Below are 11,950 nucleotides of genomic sequence, written 5' to 3' on the forward strand. Positions count from 1 at the left end.
CGACGCGCGTGTTACCAGTACGGTAGCGGGGCGGCTGTGACCGGCGCGATCCCTTCGTACAACTGATCATGTTTCGGCCGCTGGTTCACCCGATCCGCGCTCCCGGTATCTCCCTGCCTGCGCCCGGCGTCCGGGTTGCGGTTCACTCGGCGCGCAGCGCGACCACCGGGTCGAGTCGGCCGGCGCGCTGCGCGGGAACCACGCCGAAGACGATGCCCACCACCGCCGATACGCCGAAGGCGAGCGCCAACGACCACCAGGTGATCGCCGCCGGGATCGGTGACAACGCGTCCACCAGCAGCGCGGTACCCACGCCGAGCGCCATCCCGGTCAGCCCACCGATCGTGGTGAGCAGCACCGCCTCGAGCAGAAACTGCACCCCGATGTCGCGGGGGCGGGCGCCGACGGCCTTGCGCAACCCGATCTCCCGGGTCCGCTCCCGGACGCTGACCAGCATGATGTTGGAGACGCCGACCCCGCCGACGAGCAGCGAGATGCCGGCGATGGCGGCCAGCACGCCGGTGAGCACGCCGAGGATGTCGCCGAGCACGCCGAGGATCTGCTGCTGGGTCACCGCGCTGAACTCGGTGTCCGGATGGCGGCGGCTCAACTCGGCGACGATCCGCTCGCCCAGCTCGTCGATCCGTTCCCGGTCCGGCGCCTTCACCGCGATGCCGTCCACCCGCTGAGTGCCCCAGAGCCGTTGCGCGGCGGTCACCGGCACGTGCACCTCGTCGTCCCGGTCGACGCCGAGGCTCTGCCCGAGCGGCGCGAAGATGCCGATCACCCGGAACCGAACGCCGGCCAGCGTCACCTGCTGCCCGAGTGGGTCACGGTCGGGGAAGAGCGCGCGGGCCACCGAGTCGCCGAGCACCGCCACCCGTCGGCTGGTGTCCACGTCCGTTCCGGTGAGGTAGCGGCCTCGGGCAAGCGACCGGGTGAACACCGCCGGGGTGGTCTCCAGCACGCCCTGCACGGTGGTGAAGTCGGACCGGACGCCGGCCCGTGCGGTCGCCCCGGAGGCGACGGTGACCGCCACCCGCTCGGGGTCGCCGACCACCCGGGAGACCGCGTCCGCGTCCTTGAGCGTCAGCGGCGAGACCACCGGCGCGTTGCCCACCTCGATCCTGCCGGGGACGACCAGCAGCAGATTGGAGCCGAGCCCCTCGACCTGCTGCTCCACCTTCTGCTTGGTTCCGGTGCCGATGGCCACCAGCAGCACCACCGAGGCCACCCCGATGATCACCCCGAGCATGGTCAGCGCGCTGCGCAACCGGTTGGCCCGTAAGGCGTCCAGTGCCACCCGCCATGCCTCGGCGACCCTCACGACCCACTCCCGCCGCCGGTCGCCTCGCCGGCGTGACCGGTCCCGCTGCCTACGCCGGGCGGATCCGGAAGGCGTCCGGTGGCTCCGGCGGCGCCGCCGGAGCCACCGGACGGGTGCCCCGGCCCGCTTCCGGACGCGGACCGAGGCTCCGCGCTGGGAGCGGAGACCAGTGTCGCAGGTCGACCGTGATCAACGGACGGCGGTCGATCATGAAGGGCGGCCGGGTCGTCACCGGTGGCGCTGTCCGCCACCACCACGCCGTCGCGCATGGTGATCCGGCGACGGGCCCGGGCGGCCACCTCCTGATCGTGGGTGACCATCACCAGCGCCACACCGGACTCGATGTTCAGCTGCTCCAGCAGCTCCAGCACCGCCGCGCCGGTGACGCTGTCCAGGTTGCCGGTGGGCTCGTCGGCCAGCAGCACCGTTGGCTCGGTGACCAGAGCGCGGGCGATGGCCACCCGCTGCTGCTCGCCGCCGGACATCTGGTTGGGCCGGTGGTCCAGCCGGTGCCCGAGGCCGACCCGGCCGAGCATCGCCGCCGCCCGCTCCCGACGCCGCCGGGCTGGTACGCCGCGGTAGACCAGCGGCAACGCCACGTTCTCCACCGCCGAGGTCCGCGGCAGCAGGTGGAACGCCTGGAAGACGAAGCCGATCGTCTCGTTGCGCAGGGTGGCCATCTCCGGCGGCGAGAGGGCGCTGACGTCCCGCCCGCCGATCACCAGCCGGCCGCCGCTGGGCCGGTCGAGCCCGCCCAGCAGGTGCATGAGGGTGGACTTTCCCGAGCCGGACGGCCCGACCAGCGCCACATGGTCACCCGGCTGCACGACCAGCGACACCCCGCGTAGCGCCTCGACGGACACCCCGTCCAGTTGGTACGTCCGGGACACGTTCACCGCCTCGATCGCGGGCGGGGATCCGGTCACCGCACCTCCTGGCCGTCGCGCACCTGGTCGGTGCCGCGCACCACGATCCGGTCGCCCGCCTGCACGCCGTTGAGGATCTGCACCAGGTCGGACCCCTGGACGCCCACGGTCACCGCCGCCCGGTCCGCCTTTCCGTCCCGGACCACCCAGACCGCGTCCCGCCCGTCGGCGGAGAACACCGCCGAGGCGGGGACGGTCACCGCGTCCGCGGCCTCGCGTACCCGCAGGTGCACGATCGCGTTCATCCCGGGGCGCGGCGCCGGTGCCGACTCGTCCTCGGCGAGCTTCCCGGCGCCCAGCGCCAGACGTACCCGGTAGGTGACCCCACCCTGCGCGGAGTTGGTGGGGAGCACGTCGACCGAGCGGACCGTGGCGTCATAGCTGGCACCGGGCACCGCGTCCAGCTCGACCATGGCGGTCACGCCGCTCTTGACCAGCAGCACGTCGGTCTCGTCCACCTCGGCGAGCAGCCCCAGCTGCCCGGTGTCCACCACGGTGAGCACCGGCGTGCCGGCGGTGACCTGGCCACCGACCGCGACCGCGTCGTCCACCCCGGCGGGCGGCCCGCCCTGGCCGGGGGCCAGCACCGACGGGTCGATCCCCGCCGCCTGAGCGCCGCCGGCCTGCTCCAGCAGCCCGGCCAGACCACCGCTCGATCCGCCGCCGGCCCGGGTGCCGCCCGGCTGCACCACCCCGGCGATCGGGGCGCGCAGGGTCAGCGCGTCGACGGTCGCCTTCGCCAGGTCGTACGCCTGCTGGGCCTGGAGCCGTTGCGCGGCGGAGAGCGCGCCGACGGCGGAGTTCAGCCCGCTGATCCCCCGCTGCACCGCCCGGACGGCCTGGTCGGCGCTGCGCGCGGCGGCGGCGTACTGCCGCTGGGCGGAGGTCACCTGGGTCAGCAGCGCATCCCGCAGCTGCGGGTCGGCGATCTTCTCGGCGGCCTTCCGGGCGGCGTCGAACGCCTCGTCGGCGGCCTTGTCGGTGCCGCGCCGGCTGCCGGTCAGGTCGCCGGTGGAGACGCCCCGGCCGGCGCGCTTGGCGGCGGCCAGCGCCTCCCGGGCCTGGCGCAGCCGATCCTGCGCCGACGGGGAGGCGACCACGGCGAGCACCTGACCACGCGTGACCCGCTGTCCAGGCTGGACCCGCAGGCTGGACAGGGTGCCGTCGGCGGGAGCGGTCAGGGTGGCGGCGGCCCGGGCGGTCACCGTCGCCGGCGCGTCGATCACCTCGGTGACGGGGCTGCGGGCCGCCGAGGCGAGCGCGACGGGCGGCTGGTCGTCGCCGCACGAGGCGGCCGTGGTGGCGGCGAGGACGGTGACGGCGGTCAGGGCGGTGAGCAGGCGGGGCCGCGTGAGGCTGGCGGGCCGCGGCGAGTGGGTGCGGCGCACCCATCGATGGTACGGCTCACCGTCACGGCGCTGACATGTCGTCAGGCGGCGGTGGCCCGGACGTACGCCACGCACTCGTCGTGCAACGTCGACCACTGCTCGCCGAACGCCTCCTGGGCAGCGGCGTCGAGGGCCTTGCGGTCATGCACCACTGCCTTGAAGAAGGTGAGCAGCCGCTGCGGCCCGTACCGGTCGACGAGGTGCCGGACGGCGAGGTAGCCGGCGCCATAGCTGCCGCCGACCCGCTCGGCAGAGGCGTCATCGGCGGGGGTCATGCCCTCCAGCCGGCCGTCCCAACCGCCCCGGACCAGCTTCCGCACCTCGGCGAGCCCCTCGTACCGGTCAACCGGCTGCCCGCCAGCGCCCGCGAACTCGGCCAGCCCCTCCACCAGCCACCAGGTCGTCTTGCCCGGATAGCCGCGCTCCGGCAGCGAGGCGGCGTGGGCCAGCTCGTGCCGAAGCAGGTCATCGGCGCTGCTGCTGGAGAGACCCTCGGCGTTGAGCACCACCTCGTGGTGGCCGCCGCCCACGGTCACCGCGTAGCCCCCGGTCCACTGTGGTCGTCCGCCACCGTACCAGCGCTGCCACTCGGCGCGGCCGGCGTAGAAGATCCGGTACCGGTCCGGTGGGGCCCCGGCCACCACGTACCCGTCGGCGACCTTTGCCGCCGCCTCCGCCTGCGCGAGCAGACCGGGTAGCTTGCCCCGCTGCGCCGGGGTGGTGGCCACGATGGTCCGCGCGCCGACCGCCACGGCCAGGTCGCTGATCTCCCACGGCCGGGTGCCGGTCTCCGCGGACTTGGATTCCTCCAGGGCGACCAGTCGGGGCTGGTCGCCGTTCTCCCGCCAGCGGGTGCCGATCAGCACCGGGCTGGGTCGGCAGCCCGGCACCACGAAGCAGTACTGGAAGCGCACCAGCAGTCGCCACTCGCCCGGCTTGCCGACGACCGGAGCGGGCAGGCCGCTCGGCTCGGGCCGCCAGACGGTCACCTTGAGCGCGCGCAGCGCGGCAAAGCGCCGGCGCAGGTCGGTGTGCGCGGCCGGCTCGGCGACGGAGAGGAAGCCCGCCGAGTCACCGCCGAGCAGCGCCGTGGACTGCCGCTGAAGCTGGGCGGTCATCCGGTCGGCCAGCCCGCGGGCGACCGCGGTGGCCGGGTCGTCGGTCGCCGAGGCACCGATCCGACCGACCGTGGCCCGGTCGCCGGACTCCCGAACCACCCCCGCCACCAGCAGCGCCGGCAGCCCGCAGCCCAGCAGCAGGACGACCACCACGAGCCCGGTCCACAGTGGCCACAACCGCCGCAGCGATGGCTGATGCACCCCGTCAGTCACCCGGCGAAGGGTACGACCTCTGGACGGATCGGGCGAGGCCGGCACGGCCCCGCCCCACCCCCTGGACCGCACTCAGGCCGGGCGGCCGGCGCGGCGGAGCAGGATGATGACTACCGCCCAGACGACGACCAGGGCGAGGCCGAGCCACGGCTGCCCGAGCAGTGCGAGCATCCCGCCACCCAACACGAACCAGCAGGCCTGGAAGGTGTGCTTGGCCAGCGGGCGCAGCGGCACCCGGGCACGCGGTGAGCCGAGGACGCCCCAGAGCCCGGCGAGGAGCAGCGGCACGCCGACGGCGGCGAGTAGTCGGCCGGCGGTGGGCGCGTCCAGGGACCAGCCCCACCGGGCGCCGATGGCCAGCACGGCCAACTCCAGCAGGAAGACCAGGAGCAGCCCGAGTGCCCGGATCACGGCTGGTCCGGCTGGTCGACGGCGCGACGAGCGCGCGGCCAGGATCGGAACGCGACGTCCAGGCCGGCGACCAGTTGGTGGTACGACCGGTCGACCTCGCGGGGCAGCCCGAAACCACCGGCCGCCTCCAGCGACACGAACCCGTGCAGGGCGCTGCGCAGCGCCCTGGTGGCGTCCACCGCGTCGTCGGCGGTCAGCCCGTACCCGCGCAGCACCGCGTAGATGGCGCCCACCGCCCGCTCGCCCGCCACCACGTGCTCGGGGTCGGCCGGATCAGGCGCCCGCAGCGTGGTCGGGTAACGGCCGGGGTGCCGTTGGGCGTAGCCGCGGTAGGCATCGGCCATCGCCCGTAGCGCGTCCCCGCCGGCGCGGCCGGCGGCGGCGGTGGTCAGGTCGGTGGCCAACTCGGTGGTGGCCAGCGCGGAGAGCTTCTGGCTCAGCGCGTCGGCCCCTCGGACGTGCTTGTAGAGGCTGGGCAGCGCCACGCCGAGCCGGCTGGCGAGCGCGGCCAGGGTGAGCTGCGGGAGGCCGACCTCGTCGGCCAGCCGGGCGGCCTCCCGCACCACGGTCTGCTGGTTGAGCCCGACCCTAGGCACCGGTGCCCACCTTCAGGAAGCCGAGCAGCTCCTCGGCGGTCCGTTGCGGCCGGTCGGCGTGCGGGTAGTGCCCGGACTCCTCGACCATCCTGGCCTCGGCGGTGCCGAAGAGCCGGCGGGCCGCCCGCGCCTCGGCGCCCGGGTCGGGGAAGTCCGGGTCCTTGGCACCCATCAGCACCAGCACGGGTTGCCGGACCTGCGGGGCGCGGGCGGTCCAGTGCGGCTCGACCGGCTCGGCCACGCCGCGGGTCGCGGCCATCCGGCCGGGCTCGCGCAGCTTGGCCACGATCGACCGGCGGTACGCCGCGTCGTCGGCGGGCCGGTGCACCGGGAAGAGCGTCTTGTGGAACATCCCGAACAGTCGAGGGCTGCGCACCACCGCTGCCAGCGCCATCCGCATCAGCGGGTTGAGCTTCGGCTGGCTGACGAACCCGCCGATCTGCACGATGCCGGAGACCAGGTCGGGCGCCTCGGCTGCCGCGAACACCACCGCCGCCGCGCTGGATGAGCTGCCGACCAGCACGGCCGGGCCGGAGTCGAGGTCGCGGACCACGGCCAGCAGGTCGGCGCCGACCTCCGCCGGGGCGTACGTGGGCCAGCCGACGCTGGACTCCCCGTGCCCCCGGACGTCGACCGAGGCGACCCGGTAGCCGGCCGCGACCAGCAGCGGCACCAGGTGCCGGTAGCTCGCCCGGTTCTCACCCATGCCGTGCGAGAGGACGACCAGCGGGCCTTCCCCGTGCACCTCGTACGCGATGTGTCCGCCGTCCCGCCGCACCTGGCTAGTTGTCATAGCCATAAAGCTAACCCTATTAGCCAGCATCGTCAAGCCGGATACGCGAACGGGCCGGCGGGGACCACGAGAGTCACCGCCGGCCCGTTGGCCGGTCCGTCCGGGTTACTTCTTGGAGATCAGGGCACGGCCGAAGAAGACCAGGTTGGTCGGACGCTCGGCGAGCCGGCGCATCAGGTAGCCGTACCACTCGTCGCCGTAGGGGACGTAGGTGCGCACGGTGTAGCCCTCGCGGGCCAGCCGGGCCTGCTCCTCGGGGCGGATGCCGTAGAGCATCTGGAACTCGAACCGCTCCGGCCCCCGGTCGAACCAGCGGGCCCGGTCCTCACCGATGGCGATCATCCGAGGGTCGTGGGTGGCCAGCATCGGGTAGCCGTCGCCGGACATCAGGATGTTCATGCAGCGGACGTAGGACTTGTCCACCTCGCGGGCGGACTGGTACGCCACCGACTCCGGCTCCTTGTACGCGCCCTTGCACAGCCGCACCCGCGATCCTGCGTAGGCCAGCTCCCGGCAGTCCGACTCGGTCCGGCGCAGGTACGCCTGGAGCACCGCGCCGGTCGACGGGAAGTCCTTGCGCAGCTTGCCCAGCACCTCCAGCGTCGAGTCGGTGGTGGTGTGGTCCTCCATGTCCAGGGTGACCGTGGTGCCCGCCGCGTCGGCCGCCGCGCAGATCGCCCGCGCGTTGTCGTACGCCAACTGCTCGTCGAACATCTGGCCGAGAGCGGAGAGCTTCACGCTCACCTCGGCGGCCGGGGTGAGCCCCGCCCCGGCGAGCATCTTCAGCAGCCGCAGGTATTCGTCCCTGGTGGCCGTGGCCTGCTCGGGGGTGACGGTGTCCTCACCCAGGTTGTCGAGGGTGACCGCCAGACCGTCGTCAACGAGTTCGCGGGTCGCGCGCAACGCGTCGTCGGTGGCGGCGCCGGCGACGAACCGGCGGACGACGTCCCGGGTGTACGGGGCAGTCGCGACGAGCCGCTCGACCTGGGATGACCGGGAGGCGGCGAGGATGACGGAACGGAGCATGAGCCGAGCGTATCGCCCCTGCTGGGCCCTCCGCCGAGGGGCAGCCAGCACCCGACTCCCGAGTTGGAAAGTGCCCCTTGCACAACAAAATCCGATAACAAGGAGTCGTTCCTCACCGTGGGGCGGGGCGGCGGCAGTGGCGTCGATCGGCTACAACGATGCCGTGGACCAACGCCCCCGCCGCCGGCTCCGGTCGGCCTCCGTGCAGCTCGGCGCGCTCACCGCTCTCGCGCTCGCCCTCTCCGGCTGCAACATGACCTCGGACGACGACGATGACGACGACTGCGCCCTCGGGCCGGCCGGCGGCGGTGACACGGTCGCGCTGGCGATGCGGGTCGCCGAGCCGGCCGCCGGCCGCGCCGCACCGGAGCCGACGACCGCAGCCGTGCCCGAGCGCGGCGGGTTCGGCACCCACCTCGCCTCCTGCGGCGGCTGAGGTGCGCCGCGAATCGGTCGCGCCCCGACCCGACTGGGACGCCACCATCCGGGCGCAGGGGCTGGTCTACGTCGACACCGAGCTGCCCGACGGCGGGATCATGTCGTACTGGGACGAGACCGCCGCGTACGCCTTCGACCTGGACGAGGTGCTGCGACTGGAGGAGGCCACCGAGGAGCTGCACCGGATGTCGGTGGCCGCCGCCGAGCACGTGGTGGCCCACCACCGGTACGCCGAGTTCGGCATCCCGGAGTGGGCGGCCGAGGCGGTGGCCCGGTCGCTACGGGAGGCGCCACCCACCCTCTACGGGCGCTTCGACCTGGCCTACGACGGCAGTTGGCCGCCCAAGATGCTGGAGTACAACGCCGACACCCCCACGGCGCTGGTCGAGGCGAGCATCATCCAGTGGTACTGGCTGGAGCAGACCCGACCGGAGCTGGACCAGTGGAACAGCCTGCACGAGCGGCTGGTCGGCGCCTGGGCGAAGATCGGCGCCGGGCTGCACGATCCCCGGGTGCACGTGCTCTGGTCGAGCGAGGAGGAGTCGGGCGAGGACCACATGACCGCCGGCTACCTCGCGGAGACCGCCCGGCAGGCCGGGCTGACCGTCGACCTGCTGCCGATCCAGGACATCGGCTGGGACGGCCGGCGGTTCGTCGACGCCGCCGACCGCCCGGTGACCACCTGTTTCAAGCTCTACCCGTGGGAGTGGATGCTGGCCGAGCCGTACGGGCCTGCGGCGTTGGCTCCGGGCACCCCGACCACCTGGATCGAGCCGGCCTGGAAGCTGCTGCTGTCCAACAAGGCGCTGCTCGCGGTCCTCTGGGAGCTGTACCCGGGCCACGAGTACCTGCTCCCGGCGTACCTCGACTCGCCCCGCGGAATGTCGGAGTACGTGGCCAAGCCGCTGCTCGGACGGGAGGGCGGCTCGGTGCGCATCGTCACCGCCGAGCAGGAAATCACCAACCCGGGCATCTACGGCGACGAGGGCTGGTGCTACCAGGAATTCCGGGCGTTGCCAGAGTTCGCCGGCAATCGGATGGTGCTGGGCAGCTGGATCGTCGACGGCGAATCGGCCGGGGTGGGGGTGCGGGAGAGCGCCAGTCTGATCACCGACGGCTACGCGCGGTTCCTGCCGCACTACATCGACGCGCCGCGCACCCCGTGAGTCGTCTACCGTTGGGGGCGTGAACTTCGACGCGTACGCCCGGACCGGTGTTGACCTGGTCAACGCCCGCCTGGACGACCTCGACGACCTGCGGGCCATCTTCCCCGACGACAACGCCTGGATGCGCGACGAGGTCGCGGACCGGGACGTCGCGACCTTCCGGCGGGCGCAGAAGCGGCTGCGCGACGTCTTCGAGTACGGCACCTCGGGGCGGGACGCCCAGGCGGTGACGGAGCTGAACGCGCTGCTCGAGGCGTTCCCGGTCCAACCGCGCATCTCCGGGCACGACTCCAGCGACTGGCACATGCACGTGACCAGCCGGGGCGCATCGGTCAGCGCGGAATACCTGGCCGGTGCGGTCTGGGGGCTGTCGGTCTGGCTCTGCGAGTACGGCAGCGCCCGGTTCGGCGTCTGCGCCGACGAGCGGTGCGGCAACGTCTACCTGGACACGTCGTCCAACTGCTGCCGGCGGTTCTGCTCCGAGCGCTGCGCCACCCGCTCGCACGTGGCGGCGCACCGGGCCCGCAAGCGGGCTGCGGTCGGCGAGCAGGTGACGGTCGCCGCGCAGCCGACCGCGGGCGCCGAGTCGCTCACCCCGGTCAGCTAGCTGACGCCGTACCGGTCGGCCCGCCCCGTGTGGGGACGACGGGTCAGGCGTCGACCGGGGACGGCGCGGTCAGGTGCTGGCGGGCGAACTCCAGCGCGGCGCGCAGGTCCGCCTCGCGTACCGCGCGGCTCTTCGCGCCCCGGGTGGCCACCTCCACCGCCACCGACCCGGTGAAGCCCCGCCCGGCCAGCGAGGAGAGCAGCTGGCCGCAGGGCTGGGTGCCGCGCCCGGGCACCAGGTGCTCGTCGCGGCCCTCGCCGGTGCCGTCGCCAAGGTGCACGTGGGCCAGCCCGGCGCCCATCCGGTCGGCCATCTCCAGGGGGTCACTGTGCGAGGCCGCGCAGTGCGACAGATCCAGGGTGTACGACGGGTAGCCGGTCTCCGTGGGATCCCAACCCGGCACGTACGGAACGAACTGCCGGCCCGCCATCCGCACCGGGTACATGTTCTCCACCGCGAAGCGCAGCCCGGTGAACCGGTCCGCGACCGCGGCGAGCCCTTCGGTGAAGGTGCGCGCGTAGTCGCGCTGCCAGGTGAACGGTGGGTGCACCACGACGGTCGGCGCCCCCAGCGTCTCGGCCAGCTCGGCGGCCTTGCGCAGCCGCTCCCACGGGTCCGGGCTCCACACCCGCTGGGTGACCAGCAGGCAGGGCGCGTGCACCGAGAGCACCGGCACGTCGTAGTGGGTGGAGAGGCCGCGCAGCGCGCCCAGGTCCTGGCTGACCACGTCGGTCCAGACCATCACCTCGACGCCGTCATAGCCGAGCGCCGCGGCCAGTTGGAACGCCGCCGCGGTCGGCTCGGGGAAGACCGACGAGCTGGACAGGAGCACCGGAACGCGGGAAGTCACATCAGCCAGGGTAGCCCGGCGCGGGTAGGGCCACCGTGACGAGCGCCGGCAAATCGGTCGTAACCACCCGGCCCGGTCATACCGGTTCGAGTTGATCGAGCCGACGGAGGATGACCCCTTCCCGCAGCGCCCACGGGCAGATGTCCAGCGAGTCCAGATCGAGGCGGCGCATCACCGCCTCGGCGACCACCGCCCCGGCCAGCAACTGGTGAGCCCGGCCGGCGCTGACCCCCTCCAGCTCCATCAACTGGGCCGGCGGGATGTGCCGGATGAAGCCGATGACCTGCCGCAACCCGGCGCGGGTCAGGCTGCGCCGCGCCCAGAGCCCGGCCCCGGACGGCGCCGCCCCGGCCAGTCGGGCCAGGGTGCGGAACGTCTTCGAGGTGGCCACCGCCCGCTCCCAACCCACCTCGGTCATCTGGTCGACCACCTTGTCCAGCCGGCCGTCCACGTACTCCCGCAGTTTCTCGACGGTTTCCGCGGATGGAGGCGCCGCGCTGTCCGGGTCGACCCGCAGCCGCTCGCGGGTCAGCCGACCGGCACCGAGCGGCAGTGAGACGGCGACGTCCGGGTCCTCGTCGATCCCGGCGGCGATCTCCAGCGAGCCGCCGCCGATGTCCAGCACCAGCAGCCGACCAGCCGACCAGCCGAACCAGCGCCGCACGGCCAGGAACGTCATCCGCGCCTCGTCCGCCCCGGACAGGACCGCCAGGCGTACGCCGGTCTCGTCGCGGACCCGGGCCAGCACCTCGGCCGCGTTGGTGGCGTCGCGTACCGCCGAGGTGGCAAACGCGATCAGATCGTCCGCCTCCAGCCCGGCAGCCGCCGCCTTGGCCATGCCGACCGCCTTGACCAGGCTGTCCGCGCCCGCGTCGGTCAGCGCGCCGTCCGGGCCGATCTGCTCGGCCAGCCGGAGCACCACCTTCTCGGAGTGCGCCGGCCACGGGTGCGCGCCGTGGTGCGCGTCCACCACCAACAGGTGCACCGTGTTGGATCCGACGTCGAGGACACCCAGTCGCATGATGAAGACACTAGGTGCAACACGTTTGCGCGGCTCGGCGGCCCGCGGAGGTCACCGCGCGTACGCTGGG

At 73.5% G+C, this 11,950-nt stretch carries 13 protein-coding genes; 3 read left to right on the forward strand and 10 right to left on the reverse strand.

The window, feature by feature from the left end; genetic code table 11:
* Positions 1–142: 142 nt before the first annotated feature.
* The 8 genes from ACFY29_RS19820 to ACFY29_RS19855 form a co-directional block, all read right to left on the reverse strand.
* Positions 143–1,327 carry an ABC transporter permease gene (locus tag ACFY29_RS19820; RefSeq protein WP_386988033.1) on the reverse strand — a complete coding sequence of 395 codons (1,185 nt, stop codon included), beginning with the start codon at positions 1,325–1,327 and terminating at the stop codon, positions 143–145.
* Positions 1,324–2,253 (reverse strand): ABC transporter ATP-binding protein, encoded by a 930-nt coding sequence (locus ACFY29_RS19825; protein ID WP_386988036.1) that lies wholly within the window; start codon positions 2,251–2,253, stop codon positions 1,324–1,326. The genes ACFY29_RS19820 and ACFY29_RS19825 overlap by 4 nt, the downstream gene beginning before the upstream one ends.
* Positions 2,250–3,641, reverse strand: a complete 1,392-nt coding sequence (locus tag ACFY29_RS19830; RefSeq protein ID WP_386988039.1) for an efflux RND transporter periplasmic adaptor subunit — start codon at positions 3,639–3,641, stop codon at positions 2,250–2,252. Before ACFY29_RS19830 ends, ACFY29_RS19825 begins: the two co-directional genes overlap by 4 nt.
* A 41-nt stretch (positions 3,642–3,682) precedes the next feature.
* Positions 3,683–4,972, reverse strand: coding sequence for a hypothetical protein (locus ACFY29_RS19835; RefSeq protein WP_386988042.1), 1,290 nt, complete (start codon positions 4,970–4,972; stop codon positions 3,683–3,685).
* Positions 4,973–5,044: 72 nt separating this feature from the next.
* Positions 5,045–5,383, reverse strand: a complete 339-nt coding sequence (locus ACFY29_RS19840) for a DUF2568 domain-containing protein (RefSeq protein ID WP_328420779.1) — start codon at positions 5,381–5,383, stop codon at positions 5,045–5,047.
* Positions 5,380–5,979: a WHG domain-containing protein gene (locus ACFY29_RS19845; protein ID WP_328420781.1), complete on the reverse strand. Its 600-nt coding sequence runs from the start codon at positions 5,977–5,979 to the stop codon at positions 5,380–5,382. Before ACFY29_RS19845 ends, ACFY29_RS19840 begins: the two co-directional genes overlap by 4 nt.
* Positions 5,972–6,772, reverse strand: a complete 801-nt coding sequence (locus tag ACFY29_RS19850) for an alpha/beta fold hydrolase (RefSeq protein WP_386988046.1) — start codon at positions 6,770–6,772, stop codon at positions 5,972–5,974. The genes ACFY29_RS19845 and ACFY29_RS19850 overlap by 8 nt, the downstream gene beginning before the upstream one ends.
* Before the next feature lie 105 nt (positions 6,773–6,877).
* A complete protein-coding gene (locus ACFY29_RS19855) occupies positions 6,878–7,798 on the reverse strand; it encodes a proline dehydrogenase family protein (protein ID WP_386988049.1) in 921 nt (306 codons plus the stop codon).
* A 163-nt stretch (positions 7,799–7,961) separates the two neighbouring features.
* On the opposite strand from ACFY29_RS19855, the gene ACFY29_RS19860 reads away from it, so the two are divergent.
* From ACFY29_RS19860 to ACFY29_RS19870, 3 genes are read left to right on the forward strand one after another with little or no spacing between them, the layout of a single operon-like run.
* Positions 7,962–8,234, forward strand: a complete 273-nt coding sequence (locus ACFY29_RS19860; RefSeq protein WP_328420787.1) for a hypothetical protein — start codon at positions 7,962–7,964, stop codon at positions 8,232–8,234.
* 1 nt (position 8,235) lies between these two features.
* The gene (locus ACFY29_RS19865) at positions 8,236–9,402 is read left to right on the forward strand and encodes a glutathionylspermidine synthase family protein (RefSeq protein WP_328420789.1); all 1,167 of its coding nucleotides are present in this window, start codon (positions 8,236–8,238) and stop codon (positions 9,400–9,402) included.
* Between the two features lie 19 nt (positions 9,403–9,421).
* Positions 9,422–10,009, forward strand: a complete 588-nt coding sequence (locus ACFY29_RS19870; RefSeq protein WP_355601569.1) for a CGNR zinc finger domain-containing protein — start codon at positions 9,422–9,424, stop codon at positions 10,007–10,009.
* Positions 10,010–10,052: 43 nt separating this feature from the next.
* Here ACFY29_RS19870 and ACFY29_RS19875 read toward each other — a convergent pair whose 3' ends face one another.
* Both ACFY29_RS19875 and ACFY29_RS19880 read right to left on the reverse strand, forming a co-directional pair.
* On the reverse strand, positions 10,053–10,859 hold the full coding sequence (locus ACFY29_RS19875; protein ID WP_328420793.1) for a sugar phosphate isomerase/epimerase: 807 nt from the start codon (positions 10,857–10,859) through the stop codon (positions 10,053–10,055).
* Between the two features lie 76 nt (positions 10,860–10,935).
* Entirely contained in the window at positions 10,936–11,880 is a 945-nt protein-coding gene (locus ACFY29_RS19880; RefSeq protein ID WP_355601571.1) for a Ppx/GppA phosphatase family protein, read from the reverse strand.
* Positions 11,881–11,950 lie beyond the last annotated feature (70 nt).

It is taken from the genome of Micromonospora sp. NPDC000668 (assembly GCF_042897975.1).
GTDB lineage: Bacteria > Actinomycetota > Actinomycetes > Mycobacteriales > Micromonosporaceae > Micromonospora.

Bases quoted from the DNA above. Each gene is read 5' to 3' on its own strand.
- ACFY29_RS19850 (WP_386988046.1), bottom strand. From the start codon at position 6,772: ATGACAACTAGCCAGGTGCGGCGGGACGGCGGACACATCGCGTACGAG.
- ACFY29_RS19855 (WP_386988049.1), bottom strand. From the start codon at position 7,798: ATGCTCCGTTCCGTCATCCTCGCCGCCTCCCGGTCATCCCAGGTCGAG.
- ACFY29_RS19880 (WP_355601571.1), bottom strand. From the start codon at position 11,880: ATGCGACTGGGTGTCCTCGACGTCGGATCCAACACGGTGCACCTGTTG.